We start from the raw sequence: 21,219 nt of genomic DNA on the forward strand, positions 1-21,219 counted from the left end.
TCTGATGCTGCTTCGCAGTTGGCTAAATACTATGCTAGCGCGCCAGGAACCTGAAAATGGACCGTGAGGTAAAAGAAGCTCTTTCACGTCTCCAGGCAGAGCTGAGGAAGGATCTACCCTTCTTTGGCTTTTGTGGGTTGATTGTCGGTTTGTTCCTGGTCTGGCAAGCGAAGGCTACGGAGCGAGGCTGGTCTAAGGCGCATTGGGCGTCAGACCTATTAAGTGACTTCATGTCATTCAATGCGTTCGGCCTGGTGTTTTTTGTTTATTTGGCGATTGGCTGCACAATCACCGTGCTCAGCAGATTTAATGTGAATCTTCGCTTCCTAGCGTCTAGCCTTGACCATATGGAGGAGCGCTTAACCCAATTTGCAAGCTCGCTGCTAGCTTTTATGGTTGGCTTGCTGGTATTCGTCATACTGGCGTCTCTTTTAAATTTGGACAGCGGTGGCCTAAAAGTCTTATTGCTTTCATCGCTTTTTTCCGGACTAATCGGATTTACATATATTGCTGGAACCCTGGTAGCTCGTCGCGCAGAGCCGTTTGACCTGTGGTGGGTTGCGCTAATTATGTTGGCTGCATGTATTGGAGTTTTAGGTTGGCTTGTCTTCATAGCTAATGGGAAGACTAGCCATTAAACAAGTAACGGGGTCGGGTTCACTTATAAAGTCAACCTGACCCCTTTTCTGCAGCTTAACTCAGGTGCTAGGGCTACAGCGCAGTTCTCACCAATCGAAAGGAGCTCAAAGTGAGCGACATCCCAAATAATGCAAAAGACATACTTAATAATTCGGAAAAGTTGAAAGAGTTTGCAGATCTGAGTCGACTTACTCCGGAAGCAGCGAAAGCTCTACTCGAGCGTATGATGAAAGAGCCTGAAATGTCCAAAGCAGCGGAAGATTTCATTTCGTCTGCCGATCGCACGGGCGAATTCAAAGCCTACACGGCTGGCGAGGAAAAGGGATACGTTCGTGGCCAAGAAGCTGGCTTTGCTAAAGGTGCAGTTGTTGGTGCAATGGCGGTGATCGGCAGCATGACCCTTGCAGGACTTGCCTACTTGTCGCGCAAGTAATTACGCCCTAACAATTCGTTCAAGGTGGACGGCTTCGGCGCCGCTTAACTCAAACGTTAGAGCACACAGATGATCAGTACGCGGACTGAAGCAGAAATCAAAAGCGATTACATCTCATCCATGGGTGAGGATCTAGGCGCTGCGTTCTTTCAGCTCTACCGAAAACTCGTGGAGCTCCATATTGTCTGGCAGCAGTATCGTCAGCTATTCGGCACGGACAGCGAGACCGTTTACCTACTAAATCGGACGGCTGGCCTATTTTTCAAGATTGTTCAAGATGAAATTTGGGACAGCGTCCTGCTCGGTATATCCAGGATGACTGATCCTCCTAAGACCGGAAAAAGTAAGAATCTGACGATCCAGTCACTACCCGCCTTGATCAGCGACCCTGTGCTTAAAGGGGAAATTGCGGACCTCTGCGCGCACGCTGTGGCTGCGGCCGAGTTTGCACGTGAGCATCGCAACAAGCGCATTGCGCACCAAGACCACGACTACCTTACTGACCGCGCATCCAACCCTCTTAGCGGAGTCAGTCGTGAGCGGGTTGAGTTGATGCTGGCTTCGTTGCGCAAAGTTCTGAACCGCATCGACTTGCACTACCGAGACTCGACCGTTATGTATGAGGAGTTTGTGGATGAGAGTGGGGCTCGGCTTCTGGTCTATAAGCTCAAGAAGTTCGAGCGCCCTGCACCATCCGCGGGTGCGCTCTAATAACTCATTCAAGCCGAAAGCTCTACACGGCTCGGCTTATTCAAGCGTTAGGCACCGCATGCGACCAGTTCACGACTTTGAGAAACAGCTCAACAACCTCGATCTCGAGGTGACCGTGATTGCTAGCTACGTGTACGCGGAGATGGCAATCCAGCATGCGGCGTCGAAATCAAAGAACTTACTGAGGGCCCTGAATCGCACTCCGACCTTCTGGCGCACTTGTTACGCGTCATTTCAGTCCTCCGCGTATGTTGCTCTGGGGCGCGTGTTCGACCTTAAGTCGCCCTACAACATTGAGGCACTAATTGCCTCAATGGAGCACGATATGAGTGTGTTCTCTCGCGTTTCATTAGCCGCGAGAAAGGCAGCGGGCAGCTTCTCAGATCCTGCCCGGCTGAAGCACTATGTAGCTAATGCACACGTTCTCAACTCGAGTGACATTCGGCGCATTCGGCGTGCCGTGGCTAGGCGCCGACTTGTTTACGATCGAGCAATCATGCCAGTACGGCACCAATACTTGGCGCACCGTCAAGCGCACGGCCATGCAAACGTTCAAAGCCTTTACGGTAAGGGCAAAGTAGAGGAGATGTGGCAGTTGTCGTGCTTTCTTTACCAACTGCACCAGAGTCTTTGGAACCTCTACCACAATGGCCGCAAGCCGGAGCTTCGTGTTCGCGTACGCCTCTCACCAAAAGTCATCTATGATCGCCCCAGAAACCACTCTGGTCCGCACGAGCGTATCGTTCGCGATGTTCGTATCCTCATGGGTATCCTCGAGAGCGGTGGCTAACAATTCATTCAAGCCGACGCCGCTTCGCGGCGCCGCATAACTTAGGTATTAGCTGACAGGGGCGAGGGTATGTCGTTTTCTGAACGAATGGGTCTAAAGCCAGTCAAGAGCCTGATCCAGACTCAGGATATAGATCCACCGCTGCGTAACGCTCTTTGGGACGCACTGCACATCGTTGTCTGGTCGACATTCGAGAACCGACTCGATTACGGGCACGTAAAGAAGTCAAATCTCCAGCTGCTTGTCTATCAGCTTTGGCACAGGTTCTTCCACGTGCCAGTCGATCACTCGCCAAAGTACTTCGAAGACGCGGTCGAGTTCATCAGGGAGTGGTACTTCAAGGCAAGCTGGAATGAGTGCTACGACCTTATTGAGTTCGTCATTTTGTACGCTCCGGACGGTATTGAAGCATCACTTCAGAGGTTCGCCAATCGCGTGCTTGAGGAGCACCTTTCGGGATATCGGATTATTGAAGGGTGCATCACACCAATAACTGCGCCCGAGGAGCTAGAGAGCATTGAGCAAGCATTAGGCAGTCGTCAGCTCAATGCCGGCGCGGTCAGACACTTCAAAGCTGCACTCCAGATGTTGTCTGATCGGGCTGCCCCTGATCACCGCAACTCAATTAAAGAGTCCATCAGCGCACTCGAGTCGCTTTGCAAGGAACTCACTGGAGACTCATCTGCCACATTGGGTCAAACGCTTAAGCCACTTGAAGACAAGGGTGTGATTCACCCCGCCTTACGTTCGGCGCTGGCTAAGCTTTACGGCTACACCTCGGACTCTGGGGGAATCAGGCATGCAATGCTCGAAGAACCGTCGCTCACGTTCGCGGACTCCAAGTTCATGCTGGTTGCGTGTACAGCCTTTGCGAACTACCTAATCGAGAAATCGAGGACATAGGCCGTCAGCTAACAATTCGTTCAAGCCGACGCCGCTTCGCTGCGCGGCCTACCCAGGTGTTAGGCGGCTTCGAAAAACAGGGTCAGAGTGCACTTTTCTTGCGTGCGACGATACCGGGGTCAGGTTCACTTTTACCTCTGCGACGTGCTCTTCCACGGCTTGACATCCAATGAAGCCAGTAGCAATCTTTATCCCCAAGGAGCGTAGAAACTCCTCTAAGAGCGGTACCCACCTCCGACAAACCGGTGGGTTTTTTGTGCCTGTTGCTCAGGTACAAGCCGACGCGATATCTACGTCGGGAGGGCGGCTAATACAACACCCTTCGGGGAAATACGCCCGCCGTCTCTTAGCGGTTTCTAACCTCCCGACATCCCGTCGCCGGTTGGCGGCGGTTTCTGGCCGTCAAGGAGGGCTTCGCCATGCATCCACCGTCATCCCGTCCCGCCCCTGCGCGCAAGCGTGCCACGCGCAAGGCAACCTGCTGCCCGAACTGGACCATCGTCGATTCCGAGCTAATTCCCATGCTGACGCCCGAACAGATCGCCGCAGCCGACGCTGCCGATCTCGCCCGCCAGCAACGCGCCCCGCGCCGTACGCGACCGCCGCAGCACTGCACCGTGGGCTGCGGCCATGCCGCCAACGGCAAGCGCATGCCCGCATTGCGCCTGGCCGGCCGCTGGATGGAAGAACTGGGCTTCGCTATCGGCAAGAAATTGCACGTGCGCGTGCGCGACGGCGAACTGGTGGTGAGCTTGGTCGGCAAGGACTGAACAGGCTGTGTTTCGCGATGCGGCCAAGCTAAAGAAGGAACGATTCTTCGCTTCTTCTCGCTTGTAATCGAATCAGCCCTTTGCACACCGTTGCAGGGACTCACCATCGGTGACCCCGGCAAGACAGGAGAGCGCCGTCAACGCTTCTTTCCGTTGCTCCAAGGTCAGCGATGTTTCGGCAATCGAATCGGGATGGGCAGAGAGCGCCTTGGCCCGCTCGATCACCCGAGCCTGCAGAGCATCGTCTTTCACCTCACCCAGAGTGCTTGCCAGCAAGCGAGTTTGCGCCACGAAGTTCGCGTTCAGCGAATCCCGCTGCTGCTCCGCGTCCTTCGGCGATCCGTTGGCGTTGGCGAGCATGGCCGATGCGTCCAACCAGTGCCAGGCGGCGGCAGACGCTTCGGTACGCGAAAGTGAATAACTACCGCCCACCACGCCGCCGACGATCGCACTCACGGCACTTGCTACCACGACTAAGCCAATTGTCGAGGCTTTCATAGGCTTCCTTATAGGATTTGCAGAACCTCAGGGCCAAGTTCACTTAAGAAGTCAACCTGAGCACATTTCCAAAGTATGGGGTCAGAGTGCACTTCTAGTCGCAAACGCGCTACGGCGCGGCGGCCTTGACGTCATACACGACCACGCGTTGCCACAGGTGCTCGCACTCGGCGACGAACTGCTTGTGAACGGGATGGACCTGATAGGCGTTCTGTCCGGCCACATCGTCGAAGAACAGGAGTTCCGAGGCGCTGTAGCTGCCATCGACGACGCCGCGCTGCTCGGTCTCCGCCGGCACGCCGATGTGGATACCGCGTACAGTGTCGATGCCGGCCAACGTTCGCAAACCGGCTAGCAGCTTGGCTAGATCCTCTTTGGAATCCGGGTTCTTCAGCCAGAAGAACACGTGGTGCACGACCGGCGGGAACGCCGCCTTGTTGGCCGACGTGGGCGTGGCCGCGCGGGAGCTGGCGGCCACCACGCCGGAAGCCAACGCGGTGGCGGCAATGATGAGATCTCGGCGCGTGCGATCGGTCATGATCGGGCCCTTCCGTTCATAGTCTGCGGGCCTGCGAGTATAGGACGGCAAGAACGTGGCCAAGTTCACTTGAAAGGAAGTCAGCCTGGCCTCTCTTTTCAGGGTCTATCCTTGACGGCCGACAGCCGCTGGTCGAGGATCGCTCCAATCAATCATTGCCCATGAGCACATTCCAATTCCAACCGCGCTGGAAAGAAGAACTGGTCTGCACCGGCCCGGGTGGTGCGTTCGTGCTGGACTTCACGATGGGCGTGTCGACCGTGTTCGCGCCCACCGAGCACGCCTGGGCGCAGAGCGCGCCGGCGTGGGCGCAAGCGCTGTGGCCGGTGTTCAAGGCCGAGCTGGAGGCCTGGTGCCAGGCGCATGACGTGCAGTTCTTCCTGGACGCAACGGCGAAGTGCTACTGAACGGCGGCTGGAAACGCCGATAGCAGGGTCCAGACCAGAAGCAACGCAGCAAGCGGACGTTGGTGGTTTTGCATCCTGGCCTGCCACTGCAGCCAGGTTCCCATGAGCAAGAGCGCAACGCCTACCGGCACTAAACAGTTCCCGCTGCATCGCCTGGTCGCGTCGCAATCGCACGAGATCCTCGCGCCCTGAGCGGACGCATTCCCCGCGTACACAGTGTCTGACCCAGTTGCCGCATGCCAGGCTGGCAAAGGCAAGCAACCATGGGGTCCTTCGACCGATTGACGGCAATCAAGGACTTGGCGAGGATCGTCCTATACCGTGTCCAAACGGTCCAATAGCGGTTAGCTCCCTTGCTCCGACACCTCGTCCTTTTGCTAATGTTGCTCCCTGCGGTATCGAGCGCCGCGGACGCCCAGTGCCTGCCCGGTCAGCCGTTGGTGGTCCGGCTCACAGGCGTGCTCGAGCGCGTCACGTTCGCAGGCCCGCCCAACTACGAAAGCGTGCAGAGCGGCGACGCGCCGGAAACCTATTTCGTCCTGAGATTGTCGGCGCCGGTATGCGTGCTCGATTCCGATCAAAGCGTCATCTCGACCAGCCGGCTGCAACTCTTCCTGGAATCCGGACAATACGATCTATTCCGGCCTCAGCTCGGCAAGCGCATCACGCTACCGGGCGAACTGTGGCCGGCCGAAACCGGGCATCACCATACACCGCTCATGTTCACGCCGGCGCGCGATAAGATAAGCGCTCACAATTCGTCCAAGTCGACGCCGCTTCGTAGCGCGGCTTAACTCAGCTGTCAGGTGCTGAAGCCCAAGAGAAGACAGAGTAAAAGTGATCTTTCTCTATGCTTTGTAGTCCTGAGAATTAACCATGACCCCGTTTCACCCAAGGCGTGTGAGAGAAAGCGAAAATGGCAAATGCAACAATCTACTCCTTGCTTGGCGCGGCTCCCGGCCTAGTAATTGTCGCGCTAACATGGGTGAAAGGGCTAAAACTCGAATCGCGTATGTCCGCTGTTGCTTTCGCCGAACGGAAGTGGAATGAGGCGGATTTGATCAACGCACAGAAGCTTGACCTTTGGTTCTTCCCGGAACGCTTCATACGCCCGGAAGACAGCGCCGCAATGGTCGAGGCTAAGCGCGCCATACTTGCGTACAGGTATAAGGGCCTATTGGGCCTTTGGGGCGGGGGTATGCTCGCTTTCGCAGGTGGAATTGTTGGCTCGCTAGTCGCACGGGGCCTCACCTAACGCAATGTGGGCAGTGGCGGCAAACGCGCCTATCCAGATCAGTAAGTGGAACAGAAAAATGGGGTCAGAGTGCACTTTTTTATGTCCTGCAGACTAGAAAGTGCACTCTGACCCCAGTATTCGCAGACCCCAGTTTTAATATTCAGGCCAAGAGCGCGTCACGGCATGGCTTACTCAGGCACCAAGCACCATGGGAAAAAATCCGTCGAACCTCACCAGTAAGCGGCCTTCGCTCTTCGTACTAGCATTAGGCTGTCTTCTTGGGTCTGCGGTGGTCGGCTACGGCGCGATCATGCTGTTCTTGCATCCGACGGGAATCGGTCCCTGCCGCCGCAGCTGTGGCCTCGAGCAGGCGATGCTCACATTCCTTGGGCAGCCGCTGTACAACCTGATCTTAGGCTTGGTCTGGGTAGCGCTCGGCCTATCGCTGATGGCCTTCCTGATTTTCCTACGTGCGCGCAGGTGACGTGGCTGTCACGCAAGCTGCCATTCCTCCGAGCGCATGCGCAGAGTTCCTTAGCCCGGTGCCTTGCGAGGATTGACGGTCGCCAGAGCCTAGGCGAGGATCGAACCACGCCGCGCTTGCATGGCCGACAGCGGGCCAGGTTCCTCGGGGGGAATCACTCATGGACGTTCGCACCGTTTGGGAAATCATCTCCTACGCTTGGACCGAGATCGGGATCGACGAGACGGAATGCCAGGCGCTGGTACAAAAGGGGGGTATTGGCATGGGTGACCTGGACGAGGTCGACCGGCTGTTCTACAGGGACATCTGCGCATCCTTCGCGGTGGACGCCTTTCTTGTCTTTCCATTGATGCTGTGGATGCTGATGCCAGACTGGGGCTACAGCGATCAATACCTGCGAAACCGCATCGCCCGCTGGTATGGCCGGCCCTACTGGATTCACTTCCTCAACCCCCTGCGGGTGCTGGGGTATCCCGTGGCACTGTGCTTCGCCTGGAGCTACCGCGCGAAACTTCGTCGCGCGGTGCACGTAACGGCAGCGGCCTGACAGCGAGTGCAGGCGGCACGTCCGTGGCTACCACCTGGCGGCAACCTCACTGCTGCTCCCTCGCCTCCCGCCGGTATACCCCGCCGAAACTCACGTTCGCGCCACCGCACTGCAGGTTGTCCGCGACCACCAGCAGGTCGCCGAGCAGGTGCAGGCGGACCTTGCACTCGTCATCGCTGACCTCGACCCGGTTGCCTTCCGGATAGCCGCGCGCGGTGACGGCGCCTATGTTCGGGCCGCCGGGCCTCTGCTCCGGATCCGGATTGGCGCTGGGCCAGTAGGCATCGCCATTGACGGTGACGCTGCCGTCGCCGTTGGCGGTCAATTGCAGCTCATTGTCGCCATCGTGCCAGCGGCCGTTCCAGGCCTGCGGTGTCGGGTCGGCCGCGCTCGGTAGCGACTGCACGCTTTCCTGCGAAACCCAGCCGGCGCTGCCGCCGACCTTGTTCGGATAGAACGCGCAGGCGAATCCGCCGCGCCGCTGCGCCAGCACCACCACGTCGCCCTTGACCACGTACGCGCGCTGCCGACACACCGCCTCGCCCTTGGCCGGGCAGCCGTCGCTGTCGTCGAGCAGATACAACCGCGGCACGGCGACCTTGGCGAGCGCGAACCCGGCCGGGCTGTTGGCGAACAGGCCATTGCGGCAGGTGGTCGCGTCCTCGTCGTCCGGCGCGGCATGCGCCAACGCCGATACCGCCAGCAGGCCAAGCAGCCAGGCTCTGTGCATCTCGATCACTCCAAGGGTGGTTCGGTAGTGTGGGCCAAGGGCGGTGCATTATCATGGAGGAAGCCGAAGCGATTCGGTGCCGCCGCCACCGCGTCGGTACACTCTCCGGGCTGGTCGCTGTCGTCGAGGATGTGAGCGATCTTGCACGCGGTGCGGCCTTGGGCCGCCGGATCACGCATTCGAACCGGAGCCAGGTCCATGAGCACCTCCCAGCCCATCCACGCCCTCACCGTGATCTACGCCAGGAACATCGAGCGGGTCGCCGACTTCTACAGGAACACGCTCTCGCTCGCGCTTGTGGAGCAGGGCGATGCGTTCGTGGTGCTGGGGAACCCCCATTACGAGATCGCGGTGGTCCGCATGGCCGGCGACAGGGCGCACGCTCCCGAATCCCTGTCGCTCCACGTCAGAACCGAGACGCCGCTCAAGGGCTCGTTCCTGGTGGAGAGCCTGGAGCATGCCCGGTCCGCCGCGGAGGCGTCGGGCGGCGCCTTCAAGCCGATCGCGTCCGCGTGGCGCTGGCGCGAGCAGCTCCACCTGGATGGGCATGACCCGGAAGGCAACGTCGTGCAGGTGCGTGCCCGCGCGGCCTGACACTTGGTCAAGCCCACGCCGCTTCGCGCAGCGACCGTTGCACCATCTGGCAACGCATTCGTTCCAGGCTATAAAGCGATTCCACCGACTCAGCTGTCAGGTATCAATCGGGTGTAACGATGGCGCGACTCCTCCTACCTTTCATGGCATTGGCAGCGGTCGGGCTGCTGCTGAGCCTCGGCGTACACGTCGCCTCCCTGCTCGGACTCCGGGTTCCGGGCGGTGAACTGGTGTGGTCGCTGCACATCGGCATCTTCGTCGTATGGTTTCCTGCCGTGCTGGTCGCCGCTCGCGCCAATCGAGGAAGGCCGCAACGCGAGTACTGGAAGACAGTGTTGTCCGGCTGCCCGCCATGGATGCGCTATACGGGCTACGTACTGTTCGCCTATGCGGTGGCGAACTTCTTCTGGGTCATGGCGACCGGCGAATCGCGGCATGGTCTCAAGAACTTCGATGAGGTTTCCGCCATCCGTGCATTTTCCGGACATTGGCTGGTGTTCTATGGTGCGGCCTTCGCAATTCTCTATTCGGCCTACCGTGCACCTGGCCTGCTGTTGCGACAGAGATGCGTGAATGGGCATGAGGTGTCGGGCCGCGACGCGTTCTGTTCCACGTGTGGTAAAAAGCTCCAGCCGCCTGCGGTCACCGATTGACGCAAGGCAGCCTTGTCCGGCCGTGGGGTACGGCTGGTTTTGAGCGGTCTAGGGATATCGGGGTCACCCATGGGGAATCGCATGTGGCGTGCAGTGTTGGCTGTCATCGTTTCGACAGGGCTTGCGGCGTGCCAATCCGCCTCGCCTCCGCGGGCGATCGTCACGCATGGGGATGGTTCCTCCCCTGCACTTGCGGTGGACCTTTCCACTGCGCACAGCGAAGAACAGGGCATGAAGGCGCAAAGGGACTGGCTCAACCGGTACTACCCCGGTGCGCAGGTCACAGCGCAGTCGCTTCTGTCCGGGCCGCCGGCCATGGATCTCATCACGATCTCGCTGCCATCCGGCGAAGAGCGAGAGATCTATTTCGACATTTCGTCGTATTTTGGGAAATGGTGACGGGGTAGAGATGGACATCGTACGCGTGGCGATGAATGCACTTCCGACGCTGCTCGTCTGCGTTGGGGCGGCCTTCCTGGCACCGCTTCGCGGAAGCGTGCATCGGCAACCATCGCGTCATCCGTCCACCTAGGCGCCAGCGACATGCAGCGACGCATCCCTGTTCTCGGAGCAGCAACCGTCACGGCGTGTGCCGTCGGATTTCTGCTCGTCGGCTATTCCCCCACGCCTTGTGCATGCGAGACCCCGTGGGAGCTTGTGTATGCGGCATCGGGACTCCCGTTCGATCGGCCCTATCGGGCCTATGAGGCGGAGCAGGTGGAGCATGGCCTGAACCGCCATCTCGCAGGATCGGCGGTTCGCGGTTCGGACGACTACTTCTTCGACGCCTGCAAAGAAACGGCGTCGCAACATCTTCGGTGCGTCATCGGTACGGAGCAATCGGCGCTGAGGCAATCGGGCTATGTCATCGACATGGACACGGACGCGCGCGGACGATTCGAGCATGCCCGTGTGATTACCTATTCCACGTGGCGCTAGGCGGCTTTCCCGGCCAGCAGGTCAGCGTTACAACACCCTCTCCATCCTCGATCGAAAGGAGACACCATGCGCGCGCTTGCAGGGATGCTTCTGGCAACGACCATGGCGCTCGCGGGGTGTGCGTCCATCCCGTTGTCCACCGCACTGAGTCTGGCGTCGCTGTCGCCGCGCATGCTCGCGCAGACCGATCCGGCCCAGGTACGGGTGCGGCTGTCCGTCCCGGAAGGCTACGAGGTCGACGTTCCCGCTGCACGCCTGACGTTGCGCCTCGAGGGGGCGTCCGGCAACAAGTCCGCCTCGATGGGGTTGTCGCTGCTCGGCACCTCACGCGAGACGCGTTCGGGTGGCCTGTTCCGTTCGGATGTGCCGGTCTCGACCTATGTGCTGGCGCTGAACCCGGAGGGCGTGCGCCAACTCAAGGAACTCCAGCGCTTCGTCCTCGCCGGCGATCCCTCGACGTTCCTGTTCGGCGTAAAGGCGCCCTTCGCCAAGATGCCGCCGCAGGCCAGGGAAATGACATTCTGGGCGGACCTGAAGCTTTCGCTCGCCGAACCCTACAAGCCGCTGATCGATGGCGCCAGGCTCCGCTTCGAAGACACGCCGCCGGGTGGCTGACGGGCGCAAGGCAACAGGATTCACGATCGAACATCCGTCTCCCCCAAGACCGCCTCTATTGTGGGAAGGCGTATCGAGCGCCGCGAACGACCGTGCTCGATGGTCCGTTATCCCGGCGCCGTTTCCGATATCGCCTCGGCGGCAGGCCTTGCGCCGCCTGCTTGTACGGCGCAAAGTGATACTGTAGTGTCACTTCATGCGCACCGAACTCGTCACGACTCTCAAACGCCAGGCCACCGAGCTCCTCGCGGACATCGAGCGGGACAAGCAGCCCATCCTGATCACCCAGCACGGTCTGCCCAGTGCCTATCTGGTGGACGTGGAGAGCTACCAGCTCATGCAGCAGCGCATGGCCGTGCTCGAAGGCATTGCCCGGGGCGAACAGGCGATCGCCGAAGGGCGCGTGGCGAGCCATGCCCAAGCGAAGAAACGCCTGGCCAGATGGCTGAAATAGTCTGGTCGGAGCCGGCACTTGGCGACCTGGACGCGATCGCCGACTACATCGCACTGGAGGACCCGATCGCCGCGTCCGAGTTCGTCAAGCGTGTGTTGGCGCATGTCGGGCAATTGGTGGACCATCCGGAGAGCGGTAGCCGCCCACCGGAACTGGGACGCTCGCGTTATCGTCAGATCGTCGAGCCACCTTGTCGCGTCTTCTACCGCTTCGATGGGCATAAGGTGTTTATGCTGCATGTCATGCGGTCGGAGCGGATACTGCGCAAGGCGCGGCTCGCACCCGCGGCCAAACAGGGGAAGTGATCGCCGGTGAATCGGCGTATCCCGGTTGGGCCGAGTCATGACATGGTCGTGGCCAAGATGCCGTACCAGTTGGATTGTTGTAAGCGGATGCTGTCCAACCCTTCAACCAAGCCGATTCCGTTGCGCGGGTCGGCCTGCTCCAGGCGCAACGTCCATGCTGATCAATCGCGGTCTCGCAGTGACTTATGGTCTCGTCGCCATCCTCGGCGTCGTGGCTCTGCAAGCCTTCAATAGCGTTGCCTGCTACCAACACGGCTTCAGGGAATTCCTGGCTGCACTGGGAATGTTCCTGCTCGTTCCCCTGCTGGCGCCAGTCATCGCGCTGGCGACGGCCAATCCGTTGCGGGCCGTCGGTGGCTGCCTGCTGTTCGCGCCATGGCTGGGGCTGGCGTACTACACCGATTGCGTACGCCCCTACACCGGCGGTGGGGCATCCATGGTCTATGTCGCGGTCCTGTTCTGGGGAACACCGAGCGCGATCCTCGGCGTCCTCGTGACCGGTCCCATCACGCGCATGCTCGGAATTTCCGTGGCGGGTCCAGGCGCTAAGGCGAGCTAGCCATCGCGAGGTCTCGCATGTCAGACACGTTGCTACAGATCGTCAAGCGCGCCATCGATCCATCCAGTGTCAAAGCGGATGGCCCTCTCACCCAACCACGCTCCTACGGTGTCTATCAGTTGCCGTACGGCGCCGCCGACTCGGGCCGCTTCCGCTTCGGCAACCATCCGGTTCGGATGCAGGAGCTGGAGCGGGAGTTCGGTTCCTGCACCCTTACGTTCCTGTTCGAGGTCAGGGACGATGCGGAGGCGGCTGCACGCGCGCTCAACGGCCGAGAGGTCTAGGACGTCGCTCAAGTCCATCGTGGTCTGCGGACCGGCTCGAGATTCAGGCACTAACGGCAAAGGCCGCTCCATGCGCATCTATCTGGACGACGAAAGATCAACCCCGCCCGGTTGGACATGGGTGGACTGGCCCGACAAGGCGATCGCACTTCTGCAGCGCGGTGGCGTGGCCAAAATCAGCCTCGACCACGATCTCGGCGACGACCAGCGGGGGACGGGGTACGCCGTCGTTGCCTGGATCGAGGAGGCCGTCGTCACGCGTGGCTTCCTGCCGCCGGCCATCCGCGTGCATTCCGCGAACCCGGCCGCGCGCCAGCGGATGGAGGCGGGCATCGCGGCCATCCAGCGGCATGTCGAGCGTCGCACCGGCGCCTGAAGCCGTCGCCCGCTGCCAACGCGCAGCGGTCATGCGGCTCCCGTATCCTTGCCCGCCTCCCGTCCACGGATACATCCCATGTCGCTGCGCACCGTGTTCCTGTTCGCCTGCCTGTCGCTCGGCGCGGCGCCGTTGGCGCAGGCGCAGATGCATTGCCTGCCCTATGGCCCGATCAAGGTCACGCTGTCCGGCAAATTGGAACGGCACGCGGCGGCGGCCGATCCGGCCGGCGAGGTGCTGCTGTTGCCGACACCTGTCTGCGTGGCGGCCTCGCCCGCCGGGCAGGCACCGCGCCACGACGACGTGCGCCGCCTGCGGCTGGCGCTGAGCAAGGACCAGGCCGCGCACCTGGAGGAGGAGGGCGCCGGGCAGATCGTGCGCGTCACCGGCATGTTGTCGGAAGTGGCGCAGGGCGAGGGCGCGCCGCCGTTGCTGCTGACGGTGGTCGGAGTCGATAGCGACTGACGCGGTAAGAACGGGACCCGCCGACAAGGCGGACCGTGGACCTCGAGCGCATGCCATCACGCGCATGCCGGGCGTGCCACGGACTTGCAACATGGATGACATATCGTGCCGCGCTACGCCATCCCATGGCGCACCGTCGCGGGCTGCTGCGCAAGCCGAACGGAATCGTCATCCAGCGCCCAAAAGGAATCGCCATGTTGCTGCATCCCCGTCTCTCCGCGTGCCGCCCGGCCGCGCGTTCGCCGCGCCTGTCCGGCGCGCTGGCCCGCAACCGCCTGGCCCAGGCCTGCGCCGGCCTGCTGCTGGCGTCGATCGCTACCGCGGCGGTCGCGCAGGACACGGCGCCGTCGCTGGCCGGCACCGCGCCGCAGGCCGCGCGCAACGCCACGGGCGATGCGGCGACCTCGCTGGACACCATCACCGTCACCGCCGAGCACCGCGAGCAGAACCTGCAGGAAGTGCCGGTGTCGGTGGGCGTGGTGCAGGGCGATGCGATGCGCAACTACACCGCCGGCGGCGACGACACGCTGCTGGCGCTGTCCGGCCGCGTGCCCAGCTTCTACGCCGAGACCACCACCGGGCGCATCTTCCCGCGCTTCTACATCCGTGGCCTGGGCAACATCGACTTCTACCTCGGCGCTTCGCAGCCGGTGTCGATCATCCAGGACGACGTGGTGCTGGAGCACGTGGTGCTGAAGTCCAACCCGGTCTACGACCTGGACCAGGTGGAAGTGCTGCGCGGCCCGCAGGGCTCGCTGTTCGGCCGCAACACCACCGCCGGCATCGTCAAGTTCGACAGCATCAAGCCCAGCGAGGACTACAGCGGCCGGCTCAGCGCCAGCTATGGCAGCTACGGCACCACCTCGCTCGACGGCGGTTTCGGCGGGCCGATCAACGACGTGCTGTCGTTCCGCCTGTCGGCGCTGTACCAGCACCGCGACGACTGGGTGGACAACACCTACAGCGGCCCCAGCGCCGACGGCACGGTGACGCCGAAGAAGGACGCGATGGGCGGCTACGACGACCGCAACGCGCGCCTGCAGCTGCTGCTCAAGCCGAGCGAGAACTTCTCGCTGCTGGCCTCGGCGCATACCCGCGACTACGACGGCACCTCCACGCTGTTCCTGCGCAATGCCGTCACCAAGGGTTCCAACAAGGTGGACGTGCCGCGCGACCAGGTGGCCTACGACGAGGCGCACGACAACCCGCAGGCGTACAAGACCCACGGCGGCTCGCTCAAGGCGGTGTACGACTTCGGCGGCGTGTCGCTGACCTCGATCAGCGCCTACGAGACCACCTCCGGGTACAGCCGCGGCGACACCGACGGCGGCGCGGCGGCGAACTACCCGGTCAACGGCGTGGCCAACGGCTACGGCCAGTCGATGGGCCAGGTGCGCGACCTGGACCAGTACACGCAGGAGCTGCGCCTGGCCAGCGAAGGCGACGCGGCGCTGCAGTGGCAGGCCGGCGCGTTCTACTTCGACGGCAAGGACACCACCGACTTCTACCAGCGCGCCTACTTCCTGCAGACCGCCGCGCGCAATCCGAACAACTGGGTGCGCCTGCGCAACAGCAACACCTCGTGGGCCGGTTTCGGCCAGCTGACCTACAAGGCCACCGACGCGCTGACCCTGACCGCGGGCGTGCGCCAGACCCGCGACAGCAAGGAAACCAGGCTGCTCAAGACCGCCGACACCGCCGCCGGCGTGGTCACCTACCGCGGCCGCCGCGACGTGCGCATGGCCGACACCCAGCCGAGCTGGGATTTCAGCGCGATGTACGCGATCGACGACAACGTCAGCGTGTATGCGAAGGTGGCCCGCGGCTTCCGCGGCCCGACCATCCAGGGCCGCTCGGCGGTGTTCAACTCCGACTTCACCACCGCCGACTCGGAGACCATCCTGTCCTGGGAAGCGGGCATCAAGAGCAGCCTGTTCGACAACCGGCTGCGCCTGAACGTCACCGGCTTCACCTACACGGTCGACGACATCCAGCTCAACGGCAACGACTCCAACGGCAACGGCGTGCTGTTCAACGCCGACAAGGCCAAGGCCTACGGCCTGGAAGCCGACCTGGACTGGCGCCCGATCCCGAACCTGTCGCTGAGCGCCGGCCTGAGCCTGCTGCACAGCGAGATCCAGGACAAGCGCGTGTACGCGCAGGTGTGCGCGCTGAACGGCGTGGTGGTGTGCACGGTGGAAGACCCGACGATCAAGGTCGGCGCCAACACCTTCGCCCAGATCGACGGCAATCCGCTGCCGAACGCGCCGACCTACAACGTGAACCTGGCCGCGCGCTACGACATCCCGGTCGCCGACGGCGGCGCGTTCTTCGTCGCCACCGACTGGAACAAGCAGGGCAAGACCAACTTCGTGCTGTACGACTCGGTGGAGTTCACCTCCAAGGGCAACTTCGAGGGCGGGCTGAAGCTGGGCTACAGCGGCGACTACGGCGCCTGGGAAGTGGCGGCGTTCGCGCGCAACATCACCAACGAGAAGAACCTCAAGGGCGTGATCGAGAACTACATGGCGGCGGTGTACAACGAGCCGCGCATCGTCGGTCTGTCGGTCGACGTGCACTGGCATTGATCGCCTCGCGTTGAGGTTTCCGCGCAGGCTTCGGCAGGAGCCTGTTGGCGCCAAGTAGCGGTCAGCCGCGCGGAATTCCAGTCCCACCACAGCTGGTTGTGGCCAGGGTCTGCCGCTGACAGCCACCCCCAACTCTTCCTGTAGCCGCCGTCTTCACGCTCTGTTAAAGTCCGCGCCCAGCGCTGCCGGGTCCGGCAGCCAGGCACAGCCGTCGCCATGCCTCCGTCCGATCTTCTTTCCACGGAGCGATGCGCGTGCGCGTCCACTTGTTGCCGTTGTCTGTTTCCATTGCCGCCGTCCTGGCCTTGCATGCTCCAGCGCCTGCGCTGGCCGACGAGGCGGACGCGACCGATCCCACCACCCTGGACCGCATCGTCGTCACCGGCGAGAAGCGCGCGCGCACCCTGCAGGACACCACCAGCAGCGTGGCGGTGACCACCCAGGCGCGGATCGAGCAGGAGAACCTGCAGAACCTCTACGAGGTGCTCAACCGCACCGCCAACGTGGCGCAGACCTACGGCGACACCGGCTTCACCATCCGCGGCATCCGCGAGATCGACGGCGGCGGCGATGCGCCGCTGGCCACGGTCTACCTCGACGGCGCGGCGCTGCCGCAGAACGCGATCAGCTCGGCGCCGCTGAGCCTGTGGGACCTGCAGCAGGTGGAGATCCTGCGCGGGCCGCAGTCCACGCTGCAGGGCGAGAACGCGCTGGCCGGCGCGGTGATCCTGCGCACCGCCGAGCCGACCATGGACTGGGAGGGCAAGGTGCGGGTGCTGGCCTCCGATCCGTCCGACCGCACCCTGGCCGCGGCGTTCGGCGGTCCGCTGGTCGCCGACGAACTGGCGTTCCGCGCCTCGGTCGAGCAGCGCAGCTTCGACGGCTACAGCTGGAACGACACGCGCCAGGCCTCCGACGATGCGCAGCACGCGCTGACCTACCGCGGCAAGCTGCTGTGGACGCCGTCGGCGATCGAGGGGCTGAAGGTCCAGCTCGGCTACACCAAGGCGCATCGCAACGGGCCGTACCTGTACGTGTACGTGCCCACCGACGAGGCGGACTACTTCAAGCGCCGCACCAACCACGACAACACCCCGAACCGCAGCCAGACCGACAGCGACATCGCCACCCTCAACGTCGATTACGCGATCGATGCGGCCTGGTCGCTGTCGGCGGTGACGGCGTGGAACGAGGTGGACATGGACAGCATCTGGGACGGCGACCGCAGCGCCGCCCAGGTCGCCTACGCCAGGCGCCTGGCCACCACCCGTACCGCCTCGCAGGAAGTGCGCCTGAACTACGACGGCCAGGCCGTGGACGGCCTGTTCGGGCTGTACTGGGCCAAGCACGACACCCAGAACGACGTGGTCAACCGCCTCGACGTGAATACCCCGCTCGCCACCATCACCCGCCTGCTGACCGGCGCCGGCTTCCCGGCCGCCAACGCCGCGGCGATCTCGGCCGCGTACGGCCGGGCGTTGCCGGTGATCCCGGTGCTGTACGTCAGCGATGCGCCGACCACCTCGGAGAACCGCGCGCTGTTCGCCGACGGGCAATGGCATGTGGGCGGCGGCTTCTCGCTGATCGGCGGCGTGCGCTACGACCGCCAGCGCTACGAGATGGCCTCCAGCACCACCGCGACCTTCGTTGGCACCTATCCGAACGCCGCCAGCTTCGCCAGCCCCGGTACCGCCTTGTACCAGGCGATCAACGCGATCAACGCGGGCGTGGCCGGCATCGTCGATGCGGCCAGCGGCGAGGTGCCGGACAACCAGCGCGACTTCAGCGCGTTCCTGCCCAAGCTCGGCGCGCGCTACGAATGGAGCCCGGACCTGGCCGCGAGCCTGGTGGTGCAGCGCGGCTACCGCTCCGGCGGCTCCAGCTTCAACACCGCGCGCAGCCAGGCCTTCGCCTACGACCCGGAATACACCTGGAACTACGAGGCCTCGCTGCGTTCGCAGTGGCTGGACGGGCGCCTGAGCGTCAACGCCAACGCCTACTACATCGACTGGAAGGACAAGCAGGTGTTCGCCTTCTTCGGCCTCAACGACTACGACTACAACACCGTCAACGCCGGCCGTGCGCACCTGTACGGCTTCGAGCTGGAGGCCAGCCACCGGCTCGGCGAGGGCTTCGACTGGTATGCGTCGCTGGGCTATTCGCGCACCCGCTTCGACGAGTTCAAGACCGTGGCCGATGCCGAGATCACCGACTATTCCGGCCGCGAGTTCGCCTACGCGCCGCGCTGGACCGCGGCCGTCGGCGGCAACTGGCGCTTCGGTGCTGGCTGGGTCGCCAACCTCAACGCCAACTTCCGCGACAAGGTCTACACCGACATCGGCAGCGATGCGCCGCGGCTGGCCTCGCGCACGCTGCTCAACGCCAAGTTCGGCTACGAGAACCTGGACTGGAGCGCGTGGGTGTTCGCCAACAACCTGCTCGACAGGCAGTACATCCAGTACCGCTGGGCGGACCAGCCGATCGCCATCCTCGGCGCGCCGCGCGTGGTCGGCATCGGCTTCGAGGCGCGCTGGTAAGCCGCGATGGCCATGCACGCACTGACCACCGCCGCGTACCTGCTCGCCGCGCCGCTGGCGGCGCTGGCGTTCTACCTGGCCACCGCGCACCAGCGACTGCGTCCGGGCTGGCGCCGGCATGCGCGCGCGTTGCGCGTGGCCGGTGCGGTGTCGAGCGTGCTGGCGCTGGCCGCGGCGATCGCCGCGCTCGGGGTATGGGCCGGCACGTTCGCGGCGCTGGCCGCGCTGATGCTCGCCGCGGTCGCGTTGCCGTACCTGGATGCCTGGCGGCAGCTGCGCGGAGGTCGTGCCGATGTGGGCTAGGTGGCTGGCGGCGATCGTGCTCGGCCTGCCGTTGGCGGTGGGCGTGGTCGGGCTGTGCGTGCTGCTGTGGCCGGGCGCGCTGCAGGTGCATACGCTGCCGTGGCTGCTGCTGGTGTTCCCGCTGTGGATCGGCGCGATGTCGCTGGCGTTCGTGTTCCGCAGCGGCGCGCGCGCCTGGCTGTGGCTGGGCGCGGCCACGCTGCTGTGCCACGGTGCGCTGTACGCGTTGAAGGCCGCCGGCCTGGTGCAGGTGACGCCATGAAGGCGGCGACCCTGCGCCAGTTCCTCTCGGCCCACAGCTGGATGGGCCTGCTCGCCGGCATGGCCTTGTTCATCGCCTTCTATGCCGGCGCGATCACCGTGTTCACCCACGAGCTCAACGACTGGCCGCGTCCGGCCGCCGCCGCCGCCCCGGCCACGCAGGCCCCGGAACAGGCGGCGCAGGCGCTGGCCGATGCGGTGCTGGCGCGGCATCCGGCCCTGGCCGAATCGTTCTCGCTGATGCTGCCGGGCGAGCACGGTGCGCAGCCGCGGCTGTATGCGTTCGGGCCGGCGGCGCAGCCGTTCGGCGGCGCGGTGCAGTTCCAGCGCGATGCCGATGGGCGACTGGTGCAGCTGCCGCAGCGCAGCGGCTTCGCCGATTTCCTGTACGACCTGCATTTCACCGCCGGGCTGCCGCGCACCTTCGGCACCTACCTGTTCGGCGTGGTCTGCATCCTCTACGGCCTGGCCCTGGTCAGCGGCGTGGTGCTGTACGCGCCGGTGTTCCTGAAGGACCTGTTCGCGCTGCGCCTGGGACGCAACGTCAAGCGCCTGTGGCAGGACGCGCACAACGCGATCGGCATGCTGTCGCTGCCGTTCCACGTGATCTTCGCCTGGTCCGGGGCGGTGTTGACCCTGGGTGTGCTGCTGCTGGCGCCGTTCCAGTACCTGGTGTTCGACGGCAAGCTGATGCAGGTGCTGGAGCCGGATTTCGAACTGACCCCGCACGTACAGCCGGCGCAGGTGAAGGCGCCGCCGTTGCCGGTGGCGGAACTGCTGGCGCGCGCGCGCGCCGCCAGCCCCGGCTTCGTGCCGGAGAGCCTGTCCTTCCACGACGCCGGCGACGCCAACGCGCGGGTGGAGATCTACGGCCACCAGTCGCAGCGCCGGCTCAACACGCTCGCCGGCGTGGCCATGGAAGCGGCCACCGGCAAGGTACTGCGGGTGCTGGCGCCGCAGAGCATGTCGCCGGGCGTGGCCTCGCTGCGCGGGCTGCAGGCGCTGCATTTCGCCAACTTCGGCGGCGCGCCGCTGCAGTGGCTGTACTTCCTGCTCGGCCTGGGCGGCGCGTTCCTGTTCTACAGCGGCAACCTGCTATGGGTGGAGGCGCGGCGCAAGCGGCGCCAGGCGGCGCAGCCATGGCGCACGCATGCGCTGGCGCGGCTCACGGTCGGCGTGTGCCTGGGCTGCGTGGCCGGCGTGTCGGCGCTGTTCGTCGCCGCGCGCCTGTTGCCGCCGGGGCAGGAGCGCCACGTGTACTACGCCGTGTTCGGGCTAGGCCTGGCCTGGGCGCTGCTGCGTCCTACCGCGCGCGGCGCCTACGAACTGCTGCTGGCCTGCGCGGTCCTGACCGCGCTGGTGCCGCTGGCCGCGCTGCGCGGCGCCGGCGGCTGGGAGGCGCCATGGAGCAGCCCGCTGCTGCTGGCGGTGGATGGCTGCGCGCTGGCCTTGGCCTGGGCGTACTGGCAGATGGCGCGCGCGACCCATCGCCGTGGCCGCAACGGCGATCCCAACAGCGTCTGGGCGTTGCCGGCGAAGCCCTGAGCGCTGCAGCGCGGCGGCCGCTCGGGCCGCCGCGACGACCGGCGGCACGCTCGG

At 63.5% G+C, this 21,219-nt stretch carries 29 protein-coding genes; 26 read left to right on the forward strand and 3 right to left on the reverse strand.

Translation table 11 applies throughout. The features are described 5' to 3' along the window. Nucleotides 1-56: 56 nt before the first annotated feature. The 6 genes from AB3X10_RS00260 to AB3X10_RS00285 all read left to right on the forward strand — a co-directional run bounded on the left by AB3X10_RS00260 (nt 57) and on the right by AB3X10_RS00285 (nt 4,246). On the forward strand, nt 57-638 hold the full coding sequence (locus tag AB3X10_RS00260) for a hypothetical protein (RefSeq protein WP_369978043.1): 582 nt from the start codon (nt 57-59) through the stop codon (nt 636-638). Nucleotides 639-748: 110 nt separating this feature from the next. Then, entirely contained in the window at nt 749-1,072 is a 324-nt protein-coding gene (locus AB3X10_RS00265; protein ID WP_369978045.1) for a hypothetical protein, read from the forward strand. Nucleotides 1,073-1,144: 72 nt separating this feature from the next. Beyond that, nucleotides 1,145-1,783, forward strand: coding sequence for a hypothetical protein (locus AB3X10_RS00270; protein WP_369981981.1), 639 nt, complete (start codon nt 1,145-1,147; stop codon nt 1,781-1,783). A gap of 58 nt (nt 1,784-1,841) precedes the next feature. Then, on the forward strand, nt 1,842-2,573 hold the full coding sequence (locus AB3X10_RS00275; RefSeq protein WP_369978047.1) for a hypothetical protein: 732 nt from the start codon (nt 1,842-1,844) through the stop codon (nt 2,571-2,573). 69 nt (nt 2,574-2,642) lie between these two features. After that, on the forward strand, nt 2,643-3,476 hold the full coding sequence (locus AB3X10_RS00280) for an AbiJ-NTD4 domain-containing protein (RefSeq protein ID WP_369978049.1): 834 nt from the start codon (nt 2,643-2,645) through the stop codon (nt 3,474-3,476). Nucleotides 3,477-3,895: 419 nt separating this feature from the next. Further along, the gene (locus tag AB3X10_RS00285) at nt 3,896-4,246 is read left to right on the forward strand and encodes a SymE family type I addiction module toxin (protein WP_369978051.1); all 351 of its coding nucleotides are present in this window, start codon (nt 3,896-3,898) and stop codon (nt 4,244-4,246) included. A 72-nt stretch (nt 4,247-4,318) separates the two neighbouring features. On the opposite strand, the gene AB3X10_RS00290 is transcribed toward AB3X10_RS00285, so the two are convergent. Further along, complete coding sequence (locus AB3X10_RS00290; protein ID WP_369978053.1) at nt 4,319-4,744, reverse strand: hypothetical protein; 426 nt, start codon at nt 4,742-4,744, stop codon at nt 4,319-4,321. A 109-nt stretch (nt 4,745-4,853) separates the two neighbouring features. Beyond that, complete coding sequence (locus AB3X10_RS00295; RefSeq protein ID WP_369978055.1) at nt 4,854-5,282, reverse strand: Dabb family protein; 429 nt, start codon at nt 5,280-5,282, stop codon at nt 4,854-4,856. Between the two features lie 161 nt (nt 5,283-5,443). On the opposite strand from AB3X10_RS00295, the gene AB3X10_RS00300 reads away from it, so the two are divergent. The 4 genes from AB3X10_RS00300 to AB3X10_RS00315 all read left to right on the forward strand — a co-directional run bounded on the left by AB3X10_RS00300 (nt 5,444) and on the right by AB3X10_RS00315 (nt 7,957). Beyond that, nucleotides 5,444-5,689, forward strand: a complete 246-nt coding sequence (locus AB3X10_RS00300) for a hypothetical protein (RefSeq protein WP_369978057.1) — start codon at nt 5,444-5,446, stop codon at nt 5,687-5,689. Nucleotides 5,690-6,147: 458 nt separating this feature from the next. Beyond that, nucleotides 6,148-6,483, forward strand: coding sequence for a DUF4431 domain-containing protein (locus tag AB3X10_RS00305; protein WP_369978059.1), 336 nt, complete (start codon nt 6,148-6,150; stop codon nt 6,481-6,483). Between the two features lie 651 nt (nt 6,484-7,134). After that, the gene (locus tag AB3X10_RS00310) at nt 7,135-7,410 is read left to right on the forward strand and encodes a hypothetical protein (RefSeq protein ID WP_369978061.1); all 276 of its coding nucleotides are present in this window, start codon (nt 7,135-7,137) and stop codon (nt 7,408-7,410) included. A gap of 160 nt (nt 7,411-7,570) precedes the next feature. Next, entirely contained in the window at nt 7,571-7,957 is a 387-nt protein-coding gene (locus AB3X10_RS00315; protein WP_369978063.1) for a hypothetical protein, read from the forward strand. A gap of 46 nt (nt 7,958-8,003) precedes the next feature. On the opposite strand, the gene AB3X10_RS00320 is transcribed toward AB3X10_RS00315, so the two are convergent. Beyond that, nucleotides 8,004-8,687 carry a hypothetical protein gene (locus AB3X10_RS00320; RefSeq protein WP_369978065.1) on the reverse strand — a complete coding sequence of 228 codons (684 nt, stop codon included), beginning with the start codon at nt 8,685-8,687 and terminating at the stop codon, nt 8,004-8,006. Between the two features lie 198 nt (nt 8,688-8,885). On the opposite strand from AB3X10_RS00320, the gene AB3X10_RS00325 reads away from it, so the two are divergent. From AB3X10_RS00325 to AB3X10_RS00400, 16 genes are all read left to right on the forward strand, one after another. Next, nucleotides 8,886-9,281, forward strand: a complete 396-nt coding sequence (locus tag AB3X10_RS00325) for a VOC family protein (protein WP_369978067.1) — start codon at nt 8,886-8,888, stop codon at nt 9,279-9,281. A 119-nt stretch (nt 9,282-9,400) separates the two neighbouring features. After that, complete coding sequence (locus tag AB3X10_RS00330; protein ID WP_369978069.1) at nt 9,401-9,934, forward strand: hypothetical protein; 534 nt, start codon at nt 9,401-9,403, stop codon at nt 9,932-9,934. Nucleotides 9,935-10,027: 93 nt separating this feature from the next. Then, a complete protein-coding gene (locus AB3X10_RS00335) occupies nt 10,028-10,333 on the forward strand; it encodes a hypothetical protein (protein ID WP_369978071.1) in 306 nt (101 codons plus the stop codon). 144 nt (nt 10,334-10,477) lie between these two features. Then, on the forward strand, nt 10,478-10,873 hold the full coding sequence (locus tag AB3X10_RS00340; protein WP_369978073.1) for a hypothetical protein: 396 nt from the start codon (nt 10,478-10,480) through the stop codon (nt 10,871-10,873). 66 nt (nt 10,874-10,939) lie between these two features. Then, complete coding sequence (locus AB3X10_RS00345) at nt 10,940-11,488, forward strand: hypothetical protein (protein ID WP_369978074.1); 549 nt, start codon at nt 10,940-10,942, stop codon at nt 11,486-11,488. A gap of 196 nt (nt 11,489-11,684) precedes the next feature. Next, a complete protein-coding gene (locus AB3X10_RS00350; protein ID WP_263111662.1) occupies nt 11,685-11,942 on the forward strand; it encodes a type II toxin-antitoxin system Phd/YefM family antitoxin in 258 nt (85 codons plus the stop codon). After that, the gene (locus tag AB3X10_RS00355; RefSeq protein ID WP_369978076.1) at nt 11,930-12,247 is read left to right on the forward strand and encodes a type II toxin-antitoxin system RelE/ParE family toxin; all 318 of its coding nucleotides are present in this window, start codon (nt 11,930-11,932) and stop codon (nt 12,245-12,247) included. Before AB3X10_RS00350 ends, AB3X10_RS00355 begins: the two co-directional genes overlap by 13 nt. A 154-nt stretch (nt 12,248-12,401) precedes the next feature. Further along, nucleotides 12,402-12,806 carry a Na+:solute symporter gene (locus AB3X10_RS00360; RefSeq protein ID WP_369978078.1) on the forward strand — a complete coding sequence of 135 codons (405 nt, stop codon included), beginning with the start codon at nt 12,402-12,404 and terminating at the stop codon, nt 12,804-12,806. A gap of 17 nt (nt 12,807-12,823) precedes the next feature. Further along, nucleotides 12,824-13,090: a hypothetical protein gene (locus AB3X10_RS00365; RefSeq protein WP_369978080.1), complete on the forward strand. Its 267-nt coding sequence runs from the start codon at nt 12,824-12,826 to the stop codon at nt 13,088-13,090. 70 nt (nt 13,091-13,160) lie between these two features. After that, entirely contained in the window at nt 13,161-13,466 is a 306-nt protein-coding gene (locus AB3X10_RS00370) for a cyclic-phosphate processing receiver domain-containing protein (protein WP_369978082.1), read from the forward strand. Between the two features lie 78 nt (nt 13,467-13,544). Beyond that, nucleotides 13,545-13,931, forward strand: coding sequence for a hypothetical protein (locus AB3X10_RS00375; RefSeq protein WP_369978084.1), 387 nt, complete (start codon nt 13,545-13,547; stop codon nt 13,929-13,931). 194 nt (nt 13,932-14,125) lie between these two features. Continuing rightward, nucleotides 14,126-16,519: a TonB-dependent receptor gene (locus AB3X10_RS00380; protein WP_369978086.1), complete on the forward strand. Its 2,394-nt coding sequence runs from the start codon at nt 14,126-14,128 to the stop codon at nt 16,517-16,519. A gap of 254 nt (nt 16,520-16,773) precedes the next feature. After that, nucleotides 16,774-19,056, forward strand: coding sequence for a TonB-dependent receptor (locus tag AB3X10_RS00385; protein WP_369978088.1), 2,283 nt, complete (start codon nt 16,774-16,776; stop codon nt 19,054-19,056). 12 nt (nt 19,057-19,068) lie between these two features. Beyond that, on the forward strand, nt 19,069-19,359 hold the full coding sequence (locus AB3X10_RS00390) for a hypothetical protein (protein WP_369981983.1): 291 nt from the start codon (nt 19,069-19,071) through the stop codon (nt 19,357-19,359). Next, nucleotides 19,349-19,621, forward strand: a complete 273-nt coding sequence (locus tag AB3X10_RS00395; protein WP_369978090.1) for a hypothetical protein — start codon at nt 19,349-19,351, stop codon at nt 19,619-19,621. The genes AB3X10_RS00390 and AB3X10_RS00395 overlap by 11 nt, the downstream gene beginning before the upstream one ends. Beyond that, complete coding sequence (locus tag AB3X10_RS00400; RefSeq protein WP_369978091.1) at nt 19,618-21,165, forward strand: PepSY-associated TM helix domain-containing protein; 1,548 nt, start codon at nt 19,618-19,620, stop codon at nt 21,163-21,165. Before AB3X10_RS00395 ends, AB3X10_RS00400 begins: the two co-directional genes overlap by 4 nt. Nucleotides 21,166-21,219 lie beyond the last annotated feature (54 nt).

Origin of the sequence: Xanthomonas sp. DAR 80977 (genome assembly GCF_041240605.1) — a bacterium.
Taxonomy (GTDB): Bacteria; Pseudomonadota; Gammaproteobacteria; order Xanthomonadales; family Xanthomonadaceae; genus Xanthomonas_A; species Xanthomonas_A bundabergensis.

Coding starts and splice junctions, on each gene's coding strand:
- AB3X10_RS00400 (WP_369978091.1), top strand. CDS start 19,618: ATGAAGGCGGCGACCCTGCGCCAGTTCCTCTCGGCCCACAGCTGGATG.
- AB3X10_RS00325 (WP_369978067.1), top strand. CDS start 8,886: ATGAGCACCTCCCAGCCCATCCACGCCCTCACCGTGATCTACGCCAGG.
- AB3X10_RS00320 (WP_369978065.1), bottom strand. CDS start 8,687: ATGCACAGAGCCTGGCTGCTTGGCCTGCTGGCGGTATCGGCGTTGGCG.
- AB3X10_RS00350 (WP_263111662.1), top strand. CDS start 11,685: ATGCGCACCGAACTCGTCACGACTCTCAAACGCCAGGCCACCGAGCTC.
- AB3X10_RS00365 (WP_369978080.1), top strand. CDS start 12,824: ATGTCAGACACGTTGCTACAGATCGTCAAGCGCGCCATCGATCCATCC.
- AB3X10_RS00340 (WP_369978073.1), top strand. CDS start 10,478: ATGCAGCGACGCATCCCTGTTCTCGGAGCAGCAACCGTCACGGCGTGT.
- AB3X10_RS00345 (WP_369978074.1), top strand. CDS start 10,940: ATGCGCGCGCTTGCAGGGATGCTTCTGGCAACGACCATGGCGCTCGCG.
- AB3X10_RS00355 (WP_369978076.1), top strand. CDS start 11,930: ATGGCTGAAATAGTCTGGTCGGAGCCGGCACTTGGCGACCTGGACGCG.
- AB3X10_RS00290 (WP_369978053.1), bottom strand. CDS start 4,744: ATGAAAGCCTCGACAATTGGCTTAGTCGTGGTAGCAAGTGCCGTGAGT.
- AB3X10_RS00370 (WP_369978082.1), top strand. CDS start 13,161: ATGCGCATCTATCTGGACGACGAAAGATCAACCCCGCCCGGTTGGACA.
- AB3X10_RS00260 (WP_369978043.1), top strand. CDS start 57: ATGGACCGTGAGGTAAAAGAAGCTCTTTCACGTCTCCAGGCAGAGCTG.
- AB3X10_RS00330 (WP_369978069.1), top strand. CDS start 9,401: ATGGCGCGACTCCTCCTACCTTTCATGGCATTGGCAGCGGTCGGGCTG.
- AB3X10_RS00310 (WP_369978061.1), top strand. CDS start 7,135: ATGGGAAAAAATCCGTCGAACCTCACCAGTAAGCGGCCTTCGCTCTTC.
- AB3X10_RS00295 (WP_369978055.1), bottom strand. CDS start 5,282: ATGACCGATCGCACGCGCCGAGATCTCATCATTGCCGCCACCGCGTTG.
- AB3X10_RS00285 (WP_369978051.1), top strand. CDS start 3,896: ATGCATCCACCGTCATCCCGTCCCGCCCCTGCGCGCAAGCGTGCCACG.
- AB3X10_RS00375 (WP_369978084.1), top strand. CDS start 13,545: ATGTCGCTGCGCACCGTGTTCCTGTTCGCCTGCCTGTCGCTCGGCGCG.
- AB3X10_RS00360 (WP_369978078.1), top strand. CDS start 12,402: ATGCTGATCAATCGCGGTCTCGCAGTGACTTATGGTCTCGTCGCCATC.
- AB3X10_RS00390 (WP_369981983.1), top strand. CDS start 19,069: ATGCACGCACTGACCACCGCCGCGTACCTGCTCGCCGCGCCGCTGGCG.
- AB3X10_RS00380 (WP_369978086.1), top strand. CDS start 14,126: ATGTTGCTGCATCCCCGTCTCTCCGCGTGCCGCCCGGCCGCGCGTTCG.
- AB3X10_RS00275 (WP_369978047.1), top strand. CDS start 1,842: ATGCGACCAGTTCACGACTTTGAGAAACAGCTCAACAACCTCGATCTC.
- AB3X10_RS00395 (WP_369978090.1), top strand. CDS start 19,349: ATGTGGGCTAGGTGGCTGGCGGCGATCGTGCTCGGCCTGCCGTTGGCG.
- AB3X10_RS00280 (WP_369978049.1), top strand. CDS start 2,643: ATGTCGTTTTCTGAACGAATGGGTCTAAAGCCAGTCAAGAGCCTGATC.
- AB3X10_RS00315 (WP_369978063.1), top strand. CDS start 7,571: ATGGACGTTCGCACCGTTTGGGAAATCATCTCCTACGCTTGGACCGAG.
- AB3X10_RS00300 (WP_369978057.1), top strand. CDS start 5,444: ATGAGCACATTCCAATTCCAACCGCGCTGGAAAGAAGAACTGGTCTGC.